Consider the following 19,538-nt stretch of genomic DNA (forward strand, 5'->3'; position numbering starts at 1 on the left):
CCCCGCCCGCGGAAAGCGACCACACGGAGTGGAAATCAACCTACACTATTTACCTTTTTCTATTTAAAAGAAACTCAGTGTACCAAGGGAAGCGATACCTAGTCTATAACTGTGATTAAAAGGCAAGCAGATTAAGCATATATTCCCGTTGCTGCCTCCTCTTCTTTATGTTCCTTTGCTGATTCTGATTCGAGCTGAGGTGTACCTTTGTTGCTTTTACTACTCAGGTCATATTGTTCATTTTGCATATAGGAATCTGCAGAGGATAAATCCCCAATTGAACAATTTGTTCCCTGTGATTGGTCCTCAAATTTCGGGCTCTTTTGTATCATCTCTCCAATCGTAAGAGCGGCATTACCACTCATATTATTTATTTTGATGCTTCCGATGAAAAAAGCTGGTTTTGTCATAATGATCGTTCTTTCCTTTTATATGGATATATTAGGTTATGTTCAAATGATGCAAGAGTGATTTCTAAAAATTAACAGTTATTAGTTGAGTTAATTTGTAAATAACTAACATAAAAAAAGAGGGGGAAATATGATTCGAAAATCGCTTGTATTACTTGCTATATGTTTGTTTATGTTTGTTGATCACATAAAAGCAGATGATCTCAATTTTCAAGAAAAAGAAAGCCCGATCAGTCTAAAGATTGGACTATTACCATGGGATATCGTAAATCTACGAATACCTAAATATTCATATTTCACAATTATAGATGTAGAAACAGGACTTCGATTTCGGGTACAGCGAAGAGCAGGTAGTAGCCATGCAGATGTTCAGCCTGTAACAAATAAAGATACAAAAATAATGAAGAAAATATATAGTGGCAAATGGAGTTGGAAAAGAAGGGCTATCATTGTCCAATACGAAGATCAAATGATTGCTGCATCGATGAATGGTATGCCTCATGGGGCGGGTGCTCTGAAAAATGGATTTCCTGGGCATTTTTGTGTTCACTTTTATGGGAGTACAACACATAGAGCTAATAACCCCGATCATGCACATTTATTAATGCAACTAAAAGCAAGAGGAAAATTAGACAATTATCTGGATAAAGCTGACCCTTACCAACTTATACAAATTATCATAATAGCACTTAATCAGGAGGATAGAACGATTATAAATGGAACGATTTCAAAATTGGAGAATCAGAAGAAATTCTATAAAAACACTAGCAAAATAACGTCTATAACAATAAGAAACATTTCGTACCTTCCTCTTGAGGATATTAATGAACTTGTCACTCTTGAGGTTCCCGTAGAAGTAGAACTTTATAAGAAAAATATTGGTAAAGAAATTAAACAAATTAATTTTATTTTAAGTCGTGGGAATGTATTAGATCGGTGGTATATTAATGATCAAACATTATTGAAAGATTTAGAAATACAGTAAGCTAAATTATTCCTTTAAAAAAAGGAGTTTTTTAGTTTTTGTAGAATTATGTAAGGTAACTAAATGTTATTTAATTGGGGTGGGGACAATGACAAATTCTAAGTCTTTATTATATGGTGTACTACTCGGAAGTATAATAGGTGGTGTATCGGTATTACTAAGTACTCCTACTTCGGGCAAGGAGCTTAGGAATATCATTCGAAAAAATCAAAAGCAATTAACTGCATCTTTTTCACAAATTGCGACTGATGGACAATTTCTGAAAGAGCAAGTAGCAAATTCTACAAAAAAGAGTATAAGTGTTATAACTGACTTTTCAATGGATGTAAAAAAATCAATCAACCAATGGAAAGAAGATATTCAAGAAAATCAGAAAAGTATACAAAAAGAACTTTCTGAAATTGAAAATGCGATCCAAAATCTTGAGAATACCGTACAAAAAAAGTAGTATAGCATAAGTTTTTTTGCTTTATTTAAAAATTTTGTAAATTTACATCTTTATTAATTATTGTTTTATTGGCATAATAGTAGTAATAGAAATAAAAAAGTGGGTGAATTGATGAAACATGAAGAAAAAATATACTCCATTAAAGATGCAATGCTTTTTAGTCAAAGAATCGCGCAGTTAAGCAAGGCACTGTGGAAATCAATTGAAAAGGATTGGCAGCAATGGATCAAGCCGTTTGACTTGAATATCAATGAACATCATATTCTATGGATTGCCTATCATTTAAAGGGTGCATCAATTTCAGAGATTGCTAAGTTTGGAGTTATGCATGTTTCTACTGCATTTAATTTTTCAAAAAAATTAGAAGAAAGAGGTCTTCTACAATTTTCGAAGAAGGAAAATGATAAAAGAAACACGTATATTGAGTTAACTGAGCAAGGAGAAGAGATCTTTCTAAGGATAATGGAGGGGTATGACCCAGATAAAAATGGTGTATTGAGTGGTGCAATTCCATTACGGAATTTATATGGGAAATTTCCTGAGATTGTTGAGGTTATGAGCATTATCAGAAATATTTATGGAGAAGATTTCATGACTATTTTTGAGAAATCATTTGATAATATTGAAGATGAGTTTATTGAGGTTGATGGAAAATTATATAAGCGAGTAGAGGAAAAGGTAGAATTGTAAGTTTGTGTGTACCTTTAAAATACTGAAAATTAGCAATCCTTAAACCCAAAAGCGGTGTGTAGAATAATCTCCTCCGCTTTTTAATTTTTCTTTCCACTGATTTATAGAGAATATTGTACAAACAGTAGATCGTTTTTCGCCTTTTAAATAAGATATCGTCGAAAAAATTACTTATTTGACGTTCTTTGAGATACCTATTGCTTTTTTTTTTGAAACCAAGTAAAGTAGTTTAGTAAGTTTAAAGGTTGATTATGAATTTATCTGTTTTTACAATATGTGGAGAGTGATTTAAATGACATGCTGGAAAACCATTAATCTGCATAAAGATTATGGATTCCATAGGATAACAATGATATCATTTATATCAATGTTACTTGCTTTTATCTTATTTTATCTACCAATGAATTTAATCTATTCCTCAGTGGAACCGAACGGGGATGGGATACTCCACTTTTTAGTGGCAATCGTACTAATTTATCCGATACATGAGATATTACATGCGATCCCATTATGGTTAGCTAAAAAACAAGTGAAATTAAATATAAGACGAATGTATTTCTTTATACCTATTGTTTCCGCTCGTTCTAAACATTCACTATCAAAATCACTAGTTATTATTGTATTAGTTACACCCTTTCTATTCATAACGTGTGTAACACTCTTGGGATGTGTTTTATTCCAAAGTTATATTCATTATTTTACAATTATCGCGGCAATAAACTTTGGATTATCGATTACTGACTTCTTTTATTTAAAACAATTCATAAATGCACCTAAGTCATGTTTAGTTGAAGATATTGAGGGTGGGTATGATATTCTAGTAAAGAATAATTGAAAATGGGGGGAATCGGGATGATTTACTTTTATATTCCATTTGCAGTTTTTATTTTGTTTTACATTAACCAAATGACATATAGACTTTGTGTTCAAAAGGAAATTCCTGACGACCGCCAACCAAAGGTTTATAGAACAATTAATATACTCGTAACAATTTTACTGATATCATCATATATCGAGGTATTATATACCTAGAAAAAGGATGGCCTATTGGCCATCCTTTTTACGAACTTACATCCAAGAAGCCCCTATAATAATTAATAAAATAAATAACACAACTATTAACGCAAATCCACTATTGTATCCACCTTGTGTCATGGTTAAATCCTCCTCATATCATCATTTATGAAATAGTTGGCAGAGCTAGTGGCTGCCAACTATTTTTCCTTTAAATGTTGTGAATTCCTTTTGTTTGTACGGTATTGCTTATAACCAAGCAGCACCAACAATAATTAATAGGATGAATAACACAACAATTAACGCAAATCCACCGCCATAACCGTATCCTTGGCTCATTAGAACACCTCCTTATGGATTAATACATTATCCTATGCGAGTTCATTAATAAACGAATAGGCGTATGTCATGTTTATCTAATTCTTTGAAGGGTTTAATTGAATCGTTACTAATTCTTCTAGGATATTTCCTCATTTCCATGTTCTCTATATACTATTAGAGGTAGGCTCTATTGATTGTGCGAATGCCCTAATAAATAATAATTTTATCCCGAAAATGTTTTCTTTCTCATTTGAAAATGTGTTATAGTATTTGTTGTAGCTTTGGACATATATTAAAAGTAAAATCATACATAATAGGAGTTGTGTACAATGAAGAAAACGATGATTGCAATTACTGCAGCAGTTAGTATCTTTGCTTTAAGTGCATGTAACAGCAATGGCAAGGATTCAGATGTTCTTGTAGAGACAAGTGCAGGGAATATTTCAAAAGATGATTTATACAATGCTATGAAGGACCAAGCTGGGAAAGATATCTTAAAGGACTTGGTGTATGTAAAGGTATTAAGTGAAAAGTATAAGGTATCTGATAAGGAAATCGATAAAAAGATGGAAGAAACTTTCGGAGCTCAACTTGATCAATACATTGCACAATATGGAAAAGAAACAGTAAGAGATGTTACAAAGTCGAATATTCTTAAAGAAAAAGCAGCGAAGGATTCAATCAAGGTAAAAGATGGTGAAGTTATTCGCGCGAGCCATATATTAATTCAAGCACCAAAGGAAAGTGCAACGAAGGAAGAATTGGCAAAAGCTGAAGCTACTGCGAAGGAAATTAAAGCTAAACTTGACAAAGGTGAATCATTTGAAGAGTTAGCTAAAGAATATGGTTCTGACGGCACTGCTGCAAATGGCGGGGATCTAGGTTGGTTTACGAAGGAATCAATGGTTAAAGAGTTTTCTGATGCAGCATTTGCAATGAAAAAGGATGAAATTAGTGGCCCGGTACAATCTGATTTTGGATACCATATCATTAAAGTAACAGATATTGCTGATAACTTTGATAAGATGGATGATGCTAAGAAAGACGAAATTCTTAATGCATTACTAAAATCTAACCCAACCGCAGTGACAGATGCACTAGATAAAGCTGTAAAAGATGCTAAGGTAGAAGTGAAAGAAAAAGACTTCAAAGACCTTTTTGAAGAGCCTAAAACAGAAGAATAAAAAGGCATAAAAAGGACCGCATTGTGCGGTCCTTTTTAATTTACATTGGTTCTGGTTTCTTAATTGCTTTTGTACGACTATCGCGTTCGCTGTTCATTCTTTCTATATATACATTTCCTTCTTGCTCAATGAAGGATTCATCTACTTGCCGTTCCTCTCTTGTTGTTCGAATTACCATAAATGCACTAAATAGTACGCCGAATAACGCTACATATACAAACCATGGGATTGATAACATTGTCAATCACTCCTTGTCCACCTAATTAGTACTACTATATGAATAAAAGTGAGGAGATATCACAAAAAAAATAAAAACCCTTCATCCATTTGGAAAAAGGGTTGTTTACTATTATGCATTCACTGTTAATTTTGTTCGTCTAATAATTTGCTGTGCAATAGGGAAAATGATTACCATTGCAATCGTACCCATAATTGTAGCTGGGATTACTACTCCAATAAATAGAGATGTAAAAGTATCAGGTAATCCTGCTAGAAGTAGGGCAGCTAATAAGAAGACTGTACCTGAAATAATGATTCCAATTGCGGTTATAGTTCCGATAAACGCAAGTACAAGTGACTTACTGTAATTTGCAAAAAGATTTTTTGGTGCTAACTTAAATAATCCATAAAATGCAAATGCGGCAATAAACTTATCAATCACGTTTGGAATTTGTCCCATTGGAAAAGTAGTTGTTAATGCAGCAATTACACCACCGACAATCGCAACTAATAAAACATACTTTTTCTCAGGAAATAGGATAATTCCCAGGAACACCATAACTAATAATAAATCAGGTTTCATTCCTAGTAACATAGGTGGTGCTACTTGGTGCAAAACAGCACCCATTCCAACTAATAAAGATAAAAAGACTAGTATTCTCGTATTCATTTCTCATCTCTCCTCAGCTTAACTAAGCTATTTTTATTAGATCCTCCAATAGTGCACTATTTGCCTACTGCGAAAATCTTATTTACTAGTATACCAGAAGAGAAGGTAAATGAGAAGAATCAATTTTCAGACATAAAGGCTTTCATGAATGTAACTAATGCTTCACATGATTCATATGGAACAGCATTATAGGTGGAAGCGCGGCATCCTCCAACAGAACGATGACCACTTAATCCAATAAAGCCAAGCTCTTTTGATTTAGCAATGAATTTATTAGTTAATTCTTCTGTTGGTAATTTAAAAACGATATTCATATTAGATCTGCTATCTTTTTGTGCGTGCCCTGTATAAAAACCGTTTGATTCATCCATGCAATTATAGATGAGAGCTGCTTTTTCATTATTTCTTGCTTCAATTGCTGGTATTCCACCTTGGTTTTTTACCCACTCTAGCATGAGTGAAAGCATATAAATTGAAAAGGTTGGTGGAGTATTATATAAAGAGTTCTTTTTTGCATGTATTTTGTAATTAAGCATTGTAGGAATATTCTCTGTCGAATTTTTTAGAAGTTCATCCTTTATGATAACAACCGTAACCCCAGCTGGACCTAAGTTTTTCTGTGCTCCAGCATAAATCATTGAAAATTGGTTGATATCAATCTCTTTACTTAGTATGTCACTCGACATGTCTGCGATAAGTGGCACATCTAATGTTGGATAATGCTTCCACTCTGTCCCGTATATCGTGTTGTTGGAGGTAAGATGAACATATGCTGAATCATGTGAAGGCTTAATGTCTGTCATGTTAGGAATAAATGTATAATTTTGATGTTGGCTTGAAGCAATTGTGGTTGTTTTGCCGATTTTTTCAGCTTCATCTTGTGCTTTTTCAGACCAAACTCCTGTAAGGACATAATCGGCAGTTCTAGATGGTGAAAGAAAATTTAGTGGAACCATTGAAAATTGCAAACTTGCTCCACCTTGTAAAAATAATACATGATAGTCATTTGGAATATGTAGCAGCTCTCTTAAATCCGTGATAGCTTTCTCATGTACAGCATCATACTCCTTGCTGCGATGACTGAATTCCATTATTGACATGCCTGATTCCTGGAAGTTAGTAAATTCTTTTTGAGCTTTTTCTAAAACTTCAAATGGAAGCGCAGATGGTCCAGCATTAAAATTATAAGCTCGTTTCAAAAAAATCCCCCCTAAATTTTATTACTTTAATTGACTAAAATATAAGTATTATCTTAACATTTTTTCAAAAGAAAAAAAGAGGGAAAATAAAATATAAAAAATAAAAAGGTAAGGTCTGTAATGATAGACCTTACCTTTAGCTTATTTTTCGATTGCTTGGGAGATCGAAGATGCGATATTCTGTAATGCTTCTCCACTATATTGATTTTCGTGTGATTTCCACACTACACCAAAACCATCACCTTTTCCGTAACGGGGGATAAGATGCATATGGAAGTGGAAGACAGATTGCCCTGCTTGTTCCCCATTATTTTGTAAAAGATTTAAACCAATTGGGTTGAATTCCTTTTTAATTGCATTTGCAATGGAAGGGACAACTTCAAATATTTGCTTAGCAACTTCTGGAGTCAACTCATATACATTTTCCTTATGTACTTTTGGAATTACGAGAGTATGTCCTTTTGATACTTGGCTTATATCAAGAAATGCAAGGACATGTTCATTTTCAAACACCTTTGCACTTGGAATATCCCCGTTTATTATTTTACAAAAAATACAATCGCTCATATAAATCCACCTTTCCATCCTATTATAATTTACTGTATTTTACCATATGTAAGTAAAATATAAAAATCACATAAAAAGAAACAGGACGCAATCGCAAGGATGCATCCTGTTCCCTCGAAGAAGGGCTCTGGTGGTTAAAGGTTAAAGGTATCTTCGGTAAACACCTCATTTAGTAGGAAATGAAAAGCTCTACCTAATGGAGTGAGTCATTCCTTTGTTCAAACGAACCATCCCCTTATTTTTTAAGGTACAATAAGTTTCACAACTTATAGATCAGCTAGATGGTCTTTAACAAACACCTCATTTTCAAAATGATATTTTATCTCATTTCGATGATTTGGAAATTTGTTAGAACGGATTATTCCTCACATTGCCCAACGCTACCATCCCCTTATAACGCTTTTAAGCATTCATCTAAAATAAGGATATTGTCTTTAGCAAACACCTCATTTAAAGTTGGATGATTGATCATCAAGCTTTTTGAACCTTGCCCTCTTCTCTAAATAGTATGGCTAGTTGTTGAAAGATTATACAAAGGTTTTGACTAGGTAAATTTCCCAATTTTTGATATGATATAGAGAAACGTAATGTAAATGAGGGAAAACGATATGTCATTATTGGAAGTAAAAAATGTAACTGGTGGATATACACGTAATCCTGTTCTAAATGATATTTCCTTCCGTGTAAATAAACAGGAAATCGTAGGATTAATTGGCCTAAATGGAGCAGGTAAAAGTACGACAATTAAGCATATTATCGGATTAATGGAGCCAAAAAAGGGGTCTATCCTTATCAATGGAAAAACAATCCAGGATGATATGGAAGCATATCGATCATTGTTCAGTTTTATCCCAGAGACACCTATTTTATATGATGAGCTTACTTTATATGAACATTTAGAATTGACTGCGATGGCGTATGGATTAGAAAAAAAGGTATTCGAAGAAAGATTAACACCATTGCTAAAAGAATTTCGAATGGAGAAGAGATTAAAATTCTTCCCAGCACATTTTTCAAAAGGCATGAAGCAAAAGGTCATGATTATGTGTGCTTTTTTAGTAGAGCCATCCTTATATATTATTGACGAGCCGTTTGTAGGTTTAGATCCTCTTGGCATTCAATCATTACTAGAGCTTATGAATAAAATGAAAGAACAAGGATCTGGAATTCTAATGTCAACACATATTTTAGCAACTGCTGAAAGATATTGTGATTCATTCATTATCTTACATAATGGTAAAGTACGAGCTTCAGGAACATTAAAGCAGCTAAGAGATCAATTTAAGATGGAAAATGCGACATTGGATGATATTTATATTCAGCTCACAAAGGAAGAAGAACATGATTGATACGAAGGATTTGTGGAAAAAACGATCTGTCCAATATTTTAATGAAGTAAAACGATATTTACGCTATATGTTAAATGATCATTTATTGATTGCACTCATCTTCCTGTTAGGGGGAGCAGCTTATTATTACAATAAGTGGTTAAAAGAGTTACCCGATCATTTCCCATATGCGCTTATAATTGCCGTTATCTTTGCGTTCATCTTAACAAATAGTCGTATTCAGACACTATTAAAGGAGCCTGATCTTGTCTTTTTATTACCAATCGAAAAGAAGCTAAACCCGTATTTTCAAAGAGCGTTTTGGTTTAGTTTCATGTTTCAAAGCTATGTTTTATTGCTAGTATTTGCAGTTGCTGCACCATTGTATTTGGCTGCAACAGGAAGATCCTTCTTGTCCCTTTTAGTGATTTTTGGATTCATACTGTTAAGTAAGGTTTGGAATCTTTTATTGTCATGGAATGTCCAATATTCAAATGAACCATCAACAAGATATACGGACTTTATCATTCGCTTACTAGTAAATTTTGTGTTGGTATATTTATTATTTTCAAATGCAAACCTAATATTTATTGGAAGTATAGCGCTCATTATGATTGTTCTGCTTGTTTATTTTCAGCGAGTGGCATCACAAAAGGGGATTAAATGGGATTACTTAATTGACCTTGAGTCCAGAAGAATGATGGCATTTTACCGACTAGCTAATTTATTTACAGATGTACCTAAGTTAAAGGAACAGGTTAAAAAGAGGGCATGGTTAAATTGGTCAACATCATTTATTAAGTATTCTAAGAAAAATACGTATAGTTACCTATATATACGAACATTTCTGAGGACTAGTGATTATTTGGGAATGTTTCTGAGACTAACGATTATCGGTGGGTTATTTCTATACTTTGCTGATTTTAAGTATGGGAACGCTGTTATTGTTGTTTTATTCATATATTTAACAGGTTACCAGCTAATAACCTTATGGCGTCATCACAGCTTAAAAATTTGGATTCAACTTTATCCAGTAAGGGATTCTACAAAAGAAAAATCGTTTCTACAAATATTATTCGTATTGCTTGTCATTCAATCAATCCTATTCACGTTCATTCTGATAGTTGCAAATGGCTTATTTATTGCCTTTGTCGCGTTACTAATCGGAATCCTTTTCTCATATGTATTTGTTTATTTTTACGTAAAAGTCCGTGTGAAAAAATTAACATAATTTGAAACCTATCACAATCCTCATTCGTAAAATAAGAAAACAAGTAAAGGAACGAGGATATGGATCAATATAATCAAGTTGTTAAAGAGGAATTGTTTCAATGGCGAAAAAAGCTCATTAAAAAATCAACGATTCTGAATCGGGTTTCAAAAAAGGCCCAAGTAAAAATTAATGAGTTAATTCCTGAAAAAGCGCATCAAATTATTACAGAAAGTATTAAGAAAATGATTCAAGCAACACTCATTGGATCAGAATATACAACGAAGGTTAAGGATAACGGTACGATTTCTTTAGAGGAAAAGGAAAAGCGTATTACCGAAATATTAAATATATATAAAAGAACAGCTGCAGTGGAAGGTGCAGGGACTGGTGCAGGAGGATTTATGCTTGCATTAGCAGATTTTCCACTACTATTAACGATCAAAATGAAATTTTTATTTGAAACGGCATCCATTTATGGCTTTGATACAAAAGAGTATGAGGAACGTTTGTTTATATTACATGTTTTTCAGTTAGCATTCTCAAGTGATGAACATCGTAAGGAAACATTTGAAATAATTGAAAATTGGGATATGAAAAAAGAAGAGCTAATGGATGTTGATTGGCGGGTGTTTCAACAAGAATACCGTGACTATATTGATTTTGTGAAAATGCTTCAACTTGTACCAGGAATTGGTGCAGTAGTTGGTGCCTATGCAAATTATAATCTTTTAGATCATCTAGGTGAAACAGCTAAAAATTGTTACAGATTAAGATTATTAAATGTAAGAAAAGCCAAGTAACGATATGTTACTTGGCTTTTCTGCATAAATGTCTAGCTCAAGGGTCTGAACAAGGTGCTTGCGCTTTTCTAATTAACTAGTCACCTTTTCCTCAGATTTTGTGGATGCTTGGAGATAGGTCAGTGTCGCTGAGCCAAGAGTTTTTGCGGCGATTAGCATCGCATTTTCATCGATGTCAAACTTTGGGTGATGGTGAGGGTACACATTTTCTGGGTTTACTGGACTTGCTCCTGTAAAGAAGAATGTACCTTTTACATGTTGAAGGTAATAAGCAAAATCTTCACCGCCCATTTGTGGGGGACATTCAACAACCGCTTTTACGTCTGGAAGATTATTTGCTACCTCTTTAAGTAGTTCTGTTTCGTCTTTATGATTCACAACTGCTGGATAACCACGATGATATTTATAGGAATAGGATGAATCCGTTTGTAAACAAGTACCTTTCACAATACGTTCAATTTCTGCTTCAATTTGTGCACGGACTTCTTCGTCAAACGTTCTTACAGTTCCACCAAGTTTTGCAGAATCTGCAATGACGTTAAATGGATTTTCTGAAACAAATGAGCCAACTGAAACGACTGCTGAATGAATCGGATCTACCCTGCGGCTTACAATTTGCTGTAGATTCATGACGATTTGCGAAGCTATTACAATCGCATCCTTTGTTGTATGCGGATGGGCACCATGTCCACCAGAACCTTTTACAGTAATTTCAAATCGGTCAGCTGCAGCCATTATTGGACCTTCACGATATAAAATAGCACCAGTTGGTCCAGTTGCCCACAGATGGGTTCCAAAAATAACGTCTACTCCATCTAAACAACCAGCTTCAATCATTGCAATTGCCCCACCAGGTGCATATTCCTCCGCATGTTGATGAATTAGCACAATTGAACCCTCTAATTCATCTTTTACTTCATTAAGTGACTTGGCAAGCACTAGAAGAGTCGCAGTGTGACCGTCATGCCCACATGCATGCATGACACCAGGGACAGTTGATTTATAAGGAACATCTTTTTCATCTTGAATCGGTAATGCATCAAAATCGGCACGTAATGCAACAGTTTTACCAGGGCGTCCACCGTGAATTTTTGCTACGATTCCATTGCCACCAACATTTGTTTGTAATTCGATACCTAGGTTTTTATAATAATTTGCGATGTATTCTGCTGTTTTGTATTCCTTAAATGATACTTCTGGGTGTTGGTGAAGATAACGACGAATCTCGACCATCTCATGGTAATTCTTTTCTAAGGATTCGAATAAATTATGTTGCATTTAATGTTCCCCCTCATTTTTCAAACGCTTAATATAATTGTAATTATACCATGAAGGTGACAACCAAGTTTGAAAATTTAGTATTTTTTTAAGTTTGAGTCCTTGGTTTTCCTATTTTAATAATTGGCTATTTTTGGGGTATATTCCAGTGGAATTAATGAATACTAGTGATGAAACCTATACATAGAAAAGGAGAATGAGTGAACATGAAACGTATTATTTTATCTGGTGTTTTTATTCTGCTTTGTTTTTCAATTTTTGGAGGAAGCATAACAAATGCTGAACCAATTAATTCTGAAGATGAAACGAAGGTAGAGCTGAGCGATGAACAAAAAAAAGAGCTAGATGCATTATTTACAGATTTGCTTGAAACACGAAAAGCCATTATCAACAAATATGTTGAATTTGGTATTTTTTCACAAGAAAAGGCAGATAAAAAACTTTCATGGCTTGATAAGCATTATACAAAAATGAAGGAAAATGGATATGTACCAATGAAGGGAGCTCATAAGCATAAAGGGGAAAATCACAAAGATTAATTCTTATTTTAAGCTAGGATAGCGTAAAGCAATTTGCTTTAACTATCCTTTTTTATGTGGAATTACCTATACTTTCTATATGAAAATTGATACTATTAAATATTAGAGTATATTGTCGGTTTTTGTAAAAGGAGTATAGATGTTATGTTTAAAAAAAGAGGAATAAGACTACAATTTGCGATAAGCTTGTTAGTCATTATGGCCATCATCAGCACAATTATCGTTAGTTGGCATTCTTCTGAAAGGGCACTTGGGAGCACACTTAAAGAAAAATATTTAGAAAGCAATTATCAATATGCAAAGAAGTTATCCTTAAGTACGAGTGGTTTATTAAATTATATGCAAGAAAATATAATAGCCCTTGGAAAGATTTCTAGTCAACATTCCTTTAGTCAAAATGATTTGGATGAATGGAAGTCTTCAAATAATAATTATTTTAACTCAATTTTTATAACAGATAAATATGGAGTCATTGAAATTATAAGTCCATCAATCATTAAATTTGAATCACAGGTAAAAGCGGGAATGAAACTACAATCTGATGTGATAAAGAAGGCACTAACATATAAGAATCCTTTTATTTCTGAACCATATCGAGGTAAATCGGGACAATTAATAATCCTAATTTCTGCACCTATCTTTGATAACACCGGGAATTATGGCGGACTTGTTGCAGGTACTATCTACTTAGAAAGTGACAATATTTTAAATAGCATGCTTAACGAGAATGAACATGAAAATGGTTCATACGTATATGTGGTCGACCAAACTGGACGTATCATCTACCACCCTAATGCTAGTAGGATAAATGATGTGGTGCGTGGCAACAAAGCAATTAATGAGATTAAGCTAGGTAATAATGGTTCATCTCAAATTACAAATTCTGAAGGGGATGAATTTTTTGCTGGATATGCTTTCGAGGAAAAAACAAGATGGGGGATCGTCTCGCAAACTCCTATATCTGTAATCGAAGAGCCTCTACAAAGATTATCCGAAAAAATGATTATTAACGCGCTACCACTTTTACTACTAATATTAATTATTGCATGGATACTTACCAATAATTTGGCAAGGCCGCTAAATAAATTAGCAAAGTTTTCAGAGGATGCAATTAATCATGATAAGCCAATAACATCTTTAAATAATATGCAATTTAAGTCAAATATTTATGAGGTGAATCAGCTTTACCATCATATTAGTAAACATATAACGTTATTGAATGACCAAATTCAACTTGATGGACTAACAGGAATAGCTAATCGCAGAACGTTTGATCAAATTATAAAAGTATGGATAAGTAATAAAATTCCCTTCACTCTTATTATGATTGATATCGATCATTTTAAAAAGGTGAATGATACATATGGTCATCTTGTTGGAGATGATGTATTAAAATACCTTTCAAAAATGATGGTAGATGTTTCGAATGAGGGAGATTTATGCTTCCGATACGGTGGGGAAGAATTTGGAATATTAATTAAGGACAAAGAAACAGACGATGCCTATAAAATAGCGGAGCGGTTGCGAATAACAGTATCCGAGGCTCCAAGTCCTACAGGAAAACCAATTACCATATCAGCGGGTATTTCTTCATACCATGGTAGTGATCTTCATCCAAAGGAAATAATCGAAAAAGCTGATACTGCACTGTACCAATCAAAGCATAACGGAAGAAATCGAATAACAATCTTTGATAGCTGATGCTAATTACAAAACACCACTGAGCAAGAGTGGTGTTTTGTTCTTAATCATACGTATTAGGGTCAGTACCTGTACGTTTATTTTCATTTAGTGAATCAATTGTTGCCATTTCTTCTTGAGATAATTCAAAATCAAATATAGAAGCATTTTCGATAATTCTAGAGGTATTGATAGATTTCGGTATTGTAATAACACCGCTTTGAAGATCCCAACGTAATATGATTTGAGCAGGTGTTTTTGCATGTCTTTCTGCAATTTTAGCTAAAATAGGATGTTCTAATATTTGTCCCTTGGCGAGTGGTGACCATGCCTCCATTTGAATATGTTGTTCTTTACAAAATTCTCGTAGTTCATTTTGAGTGAGCCATGGATGAAATTCCACTTGATTCACCATTGGTTTTATTTCACATTCTGTTAATATGTTTTGTAGATGATGAACGTGAAAATTACTAACACCGATTGCTCGAACCTTTTTATCTTTATATAGTTTTTCAAGTGCTTGCCAGGTATCTTTATATTTTCCTTTGACTGGCCAATGAATGAGGTATAGATCTATATAGTCCAAACCAAGCTTCTGTAGGCTCGTGTCAAATGCTTTTAAAGTAGATTCATATCCTTGATCATCATTATATACTTTTGTAGTAATAAAAAGTTCGTCCCGAGGTATACCTACTTCTCTAATTGCTTGCCCTACACCTTCTTCATTATTATAACCTGCAGCAGTGTCAATACTTCGGTAACCAGCATTTATTGCTGTTTTTACTGATTCAATTACTTCAACACCATTTTTAACTTTGAATACGCCAAGACCAAACCAAGGCATTTTCACACCATTATGTAATGTTGTTGTTTCTGCAATATGTGTTGGCATTTCCTATCCTCCTCACAATACTTATACCTACTCCAGCTTATTCATAGTATAGTGTATGTAAGAAAAATAATGAAATGAAAAGGTGAGATGAAAATGGATCATAATGAGAAGAATCAGCCAATCTATCATGAACCATATAACGATGCAATCGATCACTTAAGTAAAGTTGAAGGTTACCCGTCAGGGAGTATTGAAGTGAAAAAATTACCAAAAGGAATTAAGATACTGTGGTATATTATTATAGGAGGAATGATAGGATTAATCTTATTTATTGTTCTAGGAACAGTATTGAAATAAAAAAGGCAATTGAAGCTTGTGTACTACATGCACAAAGCATAATTGCCTATGATATTCTACATAAATGGTGGTACACTTTTACTTATTTCCTCGACTACATTTGCGATTGAAGAAATTTGTTTGTCATCTAAGTTGAAGGAACTTTTTATTTTTTCTTCAAGGTTACCAGTAATCCGTCTTTTCCCAACTTCAACTAGAGCAATTAAAGCAAAACTACAGTTAACTGCCTTTGCAAAATCACGTTGTGTCATGTTATAGCTTTTTCTTAGGAATTTAATAATTTCTTTGTTCATACGAGCACTCCTTCCCTTTGATTCTATCATTATTCAAAGGTGAATTGATTGAAAAGAGTAGAATAAGGTAACATCAAGTGGTATATTCATGGTGATGTAAAAATCAATTCTATGCAATATCTTAACACTATAAAAAAAATTCGTCTAGGTACGAATTTTTAAATTACAAAAAATAAGTAAGAGGAGATAAACAATGAAAATAGGTATTATTGGGTTAGGCGACATCGCTAAAAAAGCTTATTTACCGGTATTTAGTAGCATAAATAATGTGGAGTTCCATCTATATACACGCAATCAAATCGTTCTAGCAGAGGTTGCTAATACTTATCGCTTCCATCATATACATAGTAGTCTGCAGTCTTTGATAGAGAGTGGGATTGAAGGAGCTTTTGTCCATTCTTCAACTGAGTCACACGAAGAGATCATAAGGGAGCTATTAACGAACAATATTCATGTATATGTCGATAAACCAATTACATATTATTATGAAGCATCAAAAGAATTAGTGGAGTTAGCTAAAAGCAAAAATCTAAAACTGATGGTTGGTTTTAATAGACGATACGCACCAGTCTATCAAAAATTAAAAGAATTAGACAATCCAAATATGATTATCGTCCAAAAAAATAGAAGTAGTTTACCTAATGATTCAAGAACGTTTGTAATGGATGATTTTATCCATGTGATTGATACAATGCGATTCTTGTTTCCACATACAATTGAAGAATTGAGTGTTCAAGGAAGGAAAAAGGACGGGATGCTCTATCATGTAGTTGTTCAATTTATAAGTAGTAGTGGTTCAGTGGCCATTGGAATAATGAATAGAGACAGCGGGACTAGAGAAGAGAAAGTAGAAGTAATGAGCCCAACTGAAAAAAGAATTGTTTATAATGTAGCTGATCTGGAAATTCACAAAAATGGGGAAGTAATAAAAGCAGCTGCAAATGACTGGGAGCCAACTCTACACAAACGTGGTTTTGAACAAATGATTACAGAGTTTATTGAAACAATTAGAACAAATCAAGAGCTTCCTTTGTCAAGCTATGATGCCCTAGAAACACATAAAATTTGTGAGCAAATTATCGAAAAATTGGCTGGTAATTAAAAATAGAAGAAGTCACAACTCTGTGACTTCTTCTATTTATTATTTTTCGCCGTAAAAGCGTAGCGCAGCGTGGTTTGTTGGACCAACAAATTCATTTAATTTAAATGAATGACGGATTGCGGCTGTGATGAATTTTTTTGCTTCATAGACAGCTTGTTTTACTTCTAAGCCTTTTGCAAGCTGAGCAGTAATTGCAGCTGAATATGTACAGCCAGCTCCGTGTGTATATGTCGTTTCAAAGCGTTCGCCTTCTAATACATCGAATTCCTTTCCATCAAATAGAACATCGACTGCATTTTCATGCTTTAGTTTGCCGCCACCTTTTACAAGCACATATTGCGCACCAAGGTTATGGATCTTCTCTGCAGCATCCTTCATTTGATCAACTGACGTAATTGTGCCTATTCCACTTAATTGTCCTGCTTCAAATAAATTTGGAGTAATCACAGTAGCTAGTGGAGTCAATAGTTCTCTTAATGCAACTGCATGGTCTGGAAATAGAACCTCATCTTCTCCTTTACATACCATAACTGGATCGACAACAAGGTTTTGTAAATGATGTTTTTTTACTGCATCTGCAGCAATTTCAATAATTTCAACAGTAGGGAGCATACCAGTTTTAAGTGCATCTACTCCAATACCTTCAATAATTGTCGCAAGCTGAGCATGAATGATATCATGATCGACAGGGAATACTTGGTGAGCCCATTTGTTATGTGGATCCATTCCAACAATAACTGTAAGTGCAGTCATCCCGAAGACACCATTTTCTTGGAATGTCTTTAGATCCGCTTGTATTCCAGCTCCACCACTGCTATCAGAGCCCGCAATCGTTAATGCTTTAGGTAATGCCATATTCGTAACCCCCATATGAAAAATGTTTGACAAGAAATATTATATAACAAATTTTATCATTGTTGAAAAAAATCTACTTGTAATGAATTACAATAAAAGGAAAAGATCAAACTATTGCATTTTAATCACTTAATTTGATAAAATACTCTTTTGTAAGAGAATAATGTATCTACCATTCGATCCGCAAATACATGTATATCTTGCAAATATAATGAACAGGTGGTCGAACACAATGACAGAAAATAAACCTTATAGAGTATTACTCTACTACAATTATGTTACTATTGAAAATCCAGAGGAATTTGCAGCAGAGCATTTGGCTTTCTGTAAAGAGATTGGATTAAAGGGTCGGATACTTGTAGCAGCAGAGGGAATTAATGGAACAGTCTCAGGAACTGTAGAACAAACAGATTTATATATGAAAACGATGAATGAAGATCCTCGTTTTACAGATATGGTCTTTAAAATCGATGAGGTAGTAGGTCATGCCTTTAAAAAAATGCATGTTCGCCCAAGAAGTGAACTTGTTACCCTACGTTTAGAGGATGATATTAATCCACATGAACTGACTGGAAAGTACTTAAGTCCAAAGGAATTCTTCGAAAAAATGCAACAGGAAGACACTGTGGTGTTGGATGCCCGAAATACGTATGAATATGATTTAGGGCATTTCAGAGGAGCTATTAGACCTGATGTAGAAACGTTCCGTGATCTACCAGAATGGGTTCGAGAAAATAAGGAAATGCTTGAAGGAAAACAAATCTTAACGTATTGTACCGGTGGGATCCGTTGTGAAAAATTCTCTGGCTGGTTAGTAAGGGAAGGATTTGACAATGTTGGTCAACTTCATGGTGGGATTGCGACGTATGGTAAAGACCCAGAAGTACAAGGGGACTTATGGGATGGGCAAATGTATGTATTTGACGAACGTATTTCAGTTCCGATTAATCGCAAAGAACACGTGATTGTAGGTAAAGACTATTTTACGGGTGAGCCTTGCGAACGCTATGTAAATTGTGCAAACCCAGAATGTAATAAACAAATTATTTGCTCTGAGGAAAATGAACATAAACATTTACGAGGCTGTACACATGAATGTCGAGTACATCCAAGAAACCGCTATATTGTAGAACATGGATTAACGGAAGAAGAAGTAGCAGTAAGATTACGAGAATTAGAAGCAGAGATGGTAAAATAAGAATACACCTAACGACCACATGGATATTACGCTGTGGTCGTTTTTGAATTCAATGATACAATAAAAGAGAGGGTTAAAGGAGGTTATTGTGAAATTAGTTGCCACACATCCATATATTCAGGTAATTCGAAAGATAGAATGGAACGAGCAAAAATACATCGAAACACATCATCTAATTAGGCTGTTCGATGATCGAATTATTACGTCCAATGATGAATTTCTGTTGGAGCAAGTTCTAGATATGTCGTATCGAACAAACTTTTTATATTTACATACAAACCGAGGACTTTTTTCGTACAATGTGAAAAAGAATCCGAATTATTTTATTCGTTTATTCAAAAATCTAAAGCAATGAG

26 protein-coding genes are annotated in these 19,538 nt (G+C 34.0%); 15 read left to right on the forward strand and 11 right to left on the reverse strand.

What is annotated here, in order from left to right:
• Nucleotides 1-131: 131 nt before the first annotated feature.
• Nucleotides 132-410: a spore germination protein gene (locus MJG50_RS15795; RefSeq protein ID WP_240256715.1), complete on the reverse strand. Its 279-nt coding sequence runs from the start codon at nt 408-410 to the stop codon at nt 132-134.
• A 130-nt stretch (nt 411-540) separates the two neighbouring features.
• Between MJG50_RS15795 and MJG50_RS15800 the strand changes: the two genes are divergently transcribed.
• The 5 genes from MJG50_RS15800 to MJG50_RS15820 all read left to right on the forward strand — a co-directional run bounded on the left by MJG50_RS15800 (nt 541) and on the right by MJG50_RS15820 (nt 3,565).
• Nucleotides 541-1,395 carry a hypothetical protein gene (locus tag MJG50_RS15800; RefSeq protein ID WP_240256716.1) on the forward strand — a complete coding sequence of 285 codons (855 nt, stop codon included), beginning with the start codon at nt 541-543 and terminating at the stop codon, nt 1,393-1,395.
• Between the two features lie 88 nt (nt 1,396-1,483).
• Entirely contained in the window at nt 1,484-1,843 is a 360-nt protein-coding gene (locus MJG50_RS15805; RefSeq protein WP_240256717.1) for a YtxH domain-containing protein, read from the forward strand.
• A 111-nt stretch (nt 1,844-1,954) separates the two neighbouring features.
• Nucleotides 1,955-2,533: an HTH-type transcriptional regulator Hpr gene (locus MJG50_RS15810; RefSeq protein ID WP_240256718.1), complete on the forward strand. Its 579-nt coding sequence runs from the start codon at nt 1,955-1,957 to the stop codon at nt 2,531-2,533.
• A gap of 292 nt (nt 2,534-2,825) precedes the next feature.
• Nucleotides 2,826-3,368 carry a DUF3267 domain-containing protein gene (locus tag MJG50_RS15815; RefSeq protein ID WP_240256719.1) on the forward strand — a complete coding sequence of 181 codons (543 nt, stop codon included), beginning with the start codon at nt 2,826-2,828 and terminating at the stop codon, nt 3,366-3,368.
• A 17-nt stretch (nt 3,369-3,385) separates the two neighbouring features.
• Nucleotides 3,386-3,565, forward strand: coding sequence for a hypothetical protein (locus tag MJG50_RS15820; RefSeq protein WP_240256720.1), 180 nt, complete (start codon nt 3,386-3,388; stop codon nt 3,563-3,565).
• A gap of 36 nt (nt 3,566-3,601) precedes the next feature.
• Here the strand turns inward: MJG50_RS15820 and MJG50_RS15825 are convergent, their stop codons facing one another.
• Nucleotides 3,602-3,688 carry a YjcZ family sporulation protein gene (locus MJG50_RS15825; protein WP_240256773.1) on the reverse strand — a complete coding sequence of 29 codons (87 nt, stop codon included), beginning with the start codon at nt 3,686-3,688 and terminating at the stop codon, nt 3,602-3,604.
• 108 nt (nt 3,689-3,796) lie between these two features.
• Complete coding sequence (locus MJG50_RS15830) at nt 3,797-3,886, reverse strand: YjcZ family sporulation protein (RefSeq protein WP_240256721.1); 90 nt, start codon at nt 3,884-3,886, stop codon at nt 3,797-3,799.
• Nucleotides 3,887-4,197: 311 nt separating this feature from the next.
• Between MJG50_RS15830 and MJG50_RS15835 the strand changes: the two genes are divergently transcribed.
• Nucleotides 4,198-5,052 (forward strand): peptidylprolyl isomerase, encoded by an 855-nt coding sequence (locus tag MJG50_RS15835; RefSeq protein ID WP_240256722.1) that lies wholly within the window; start codon nt 4,198-4,200, stop codon nt 5,050-5,052.
• Between the two features lie 40 nt (nt 5,053-5,092).
• On the opposite strand, the gene MJG50_RS15840 is transcribed toward MJG50_RS15835, so the two are convergent.
• The 4 genes from MJG50_RS15840 to MJG50_RS15855 form a co-directional block, all read right to left on the reverse strand.
• The gene (locus MJG50_RS15840; protein ID WP_240256723.1) at nt 5,093-5,290 is read right to left on the reverse strand and encodes a sporulation YhaL family protein; all 198 of its coding nucleotides are present in this window, start codon (nt 5,288-5,290) and stop codon (nt 5,093-5,095) included.
• 111 nt (nt 5,291-5,401) lie between these two features.
• Entirely contained in the window at nt 5,402-5,941 is a 540-nt protein-coding gene (locus tag MJG50_RS15845) for a tryptophan transporter (RefSeq protein WP_240256724.1), read from the reverse strand.
• Nucleotides 5,942-6,060: 119 nt separating this feature from the next.
• A complete protein-coding gene (serC, locus tag MJG50_RS15850) occupies nt 6,061-7,140 on the reverse strand; it encodes a 3-phosphoserine/phosphohydroxythreonine transaminase (protein WP_240256725.1) in 1,080 nt (359 codons plus the stop codon).
• A 141-nt stretch (nt 7,141-7,281) separates the two neighbouring features.
• The gene (locus tag MJG50_RS15855; RefSeq protein ID WP_240256726.1) at nt 7,282-7,707 is read right to left on the reverse strand and encodes an HIT family protein; all 426 of its coding nucleotides are present in this window, start codon (nt 7,705-7,707) and stop codon (nt 7,282-7,284) included.
• Nucleotides 7,708-8,315: 608 nt separating this feature from the next.
• Here MJG50_RS15855 and MJG50_RS15860 point away from each other — a divergent pair.
• The 3 genes from MJG50_RS15860 to MJG50_RS15870 are packed head-to-tail and all read left to right on the forward strand — an operon-like array spanning nt 8,316 to nt 11,048.
• On the forward strand, nt 8,316-9,056 hold the full coding sequence (locus MJG50_RS15860; protein WP_240256727.1) for an ABC transporter ATP-binding protein: 741 nt from the start codon (nt 8,316-8,318) through the stop codon (nt 9,054-9,056).
• Nucleotides 9,049-10,266, forward strand: a complete 1,218-nt coding sequence (locus MJG50_RS15865) for an ABC transporter permease (protein WP_240256728.1) — start codon at nt 9,049-9,051, stop codon at nt 10,264-10,266. Before MJG50_RS15860 ends, MJG50_RS15865 begins: the two co-directional genes overlap by 8 nt.
• A 59-nt stretch (nt 10,267-10,325) precedes the next feature.
• Nucleotides 10,326-11,048, forward strand: coding sequence for an EcsC family protein (locus MJG50_RS15870; RefSeq protein ID WP_240256729.1), 723 nt, complete (start codon nt 10,326-10,328; stop codon nt 11,046-11,048).
• A gap of 72 nt (nt 11,049-11,120) precedes the next feature.
• Here MJG50_RS15870 and MJG50_RS15875 read toward each other — a convergent pair whose 3' ends face one another.
• Nucleotides 11,121-12,326, reverse strand: a complete 1,206-nt coding sequence (locus tag MJG50_RS15875; protein WP_240256730.1) for a M20 family metallopeptidase — start codon at nt 12,324-12,326, stop codon at nt 11,121-11,123.
• Nucleotides 12,327-12,532: 206 nt separating this feature from the next.
• On the opposite strand from MJG50_RS15875, the gene MJG50_RS15880 reads away from it, so the two are divergent.
• Together MJG50_RS15880 and MJG50_RS15885 are read left to right on the forward strand one after the other, a co-directional pair.
• Entirely contained in the window at nt 12,533-12,865 is a 333-nt protein-coding gene (locus tag MJG50_RS15880; protein WP_240256731.1) for a YckD family protein, read from the forward strand.
• Nucleotides 12,866-13,009: 144 nt separating this feature from the next.
• Nucleotides 13,010-14,566 (forward strand): sensor domain-containing diguanylate cyclase, encoded by a 1,557-nt coding sequence (locus MJG50_RS15885; RefSeq protein WP_240256732.1) that lies wholly within the window; start codon nt 13,010-13,012, stop codon nt 14,564-14,566.
• Between the two features lie 43 nt (nt 14,567-14,609).
• Here MJG50_RS15885 and MJG50_RS15890 read toward each other — a convergent pair whose 3' ends face one another.
• Nucleotides 14,610-15,437, reverse strand: a complete 828-nt coding sequence (locus MJG50_RS15890; RefSeq protein ID WP_240256733.1) for an aldo/keto reductase — start codon at nt 15,435-15,437, stop codon at nt 14,610-14,612.
• A 93-nt stretch (nt 15,438-15,530) separates the two neighbouring features.
• On the opposite strand from MJG50_RS15890, the gene MJG50_RS15895 reads away from it, so the two are divergent.
• Complete coding sequence (locus tag MJG50_RS15895) at nt 15,531-15,734, forward strand: hypothetical protein (RefSeq protein WP_240256734.1); 204 nt, start codon at nt 15,531-15,533, stop codon at nt 15,732-15,734.
• Nucleotides 15,735-15,790: 56 nt separating this feature from the next.
• On the opposite strand, the gene MJG50_RS15900 is transcribed toward MJG50_RS15895, so the two are convergent.
• Complete coding sequence (locus tag MJG50_RS15900) at nt 15,791-16,027, reverse strand: helix-turn-helix domain-containing protein (RefSeq protein WP_240256735.1); 237 nt, start codon at nt 16,025-16,027, stop codon at nt 15,791-15,793.
• Between the two features lie 193 nt (nt 16,028-16,220).
• Between MJG50_RS15900 and MJG50_RS15905 the strand changes: the two genes are divergently transcribed.
• Nucleotides 16,221-17,129 (forward strand): Gfo/Idh/MocA family protein, encoded by a 909-nt coding sequence (locus tag MJG50_RS15905; RefSeq protein ID WP_240256736.1) that lies wholly within the window; start codon nt 16,221-16,223, stop codon nt 17,127-17,129.
• A gap of 39 nt (nt 17,130-17,168) precedes the next feature.
• Here MJG50_RS15905 and MJG50_RS15910 read toward each other — a convergent pair whose 3' ends face one another.
• Nucleotides 17,169-17,984: a bifunctional hydroxymethylpyrimidine kinase/phosphomethylpyrimidine kinase gene (locus MJG50_RS15910; RefSeq protein WP_240256737.1), complete on the reverse strand. Its 816-nt coding sequence runs from the start codon at nt 17,982-17,984 to the stop codon at nt 17,169-17,171.
• Nucleotides 17,985-18,216: 232 nt separating this feature from the next.
• Between MJG50_RS15910 and trhO the strand changes: the two genes are divergently transcribed.
• Complete coding sequence (gene trhO, locus MJG50_RS15915) at nt 18,217-19,182, forward strand: oxygen-dependent tRNA uridine(34) hydroxylase TrhO (protein ID WP_240256738.1); 966 nt, start codon at nt 18,217-18,219, stop codon at nt 19,180-19,182.
• 88 nt (nt 19,183-19,270) lie between these two features.
• Complete coding sequence (locus MJG50_RS15920) at nt 19,271-19,537, forward strand: hypothetical protein (RefSeq protein ID WP_240256739.1); 267 nt, start codon at nt 19,271-19,273, stop codon at nt 19,535-19,537.
• Nucleotide 19,538: the final 1 nt, after the last annotated feature.

It is taken from the genome of Fredinandcohnia quinoae (assembly GCF_022427965.1).
In the GTDB taxonomy this organism is placed as follows: Bacteria; Bacillota; Bacilli; order Bacillales; family Bacillaceae_L; genus Ferdinandcohnia; species Ferdinandcohnia quinoae.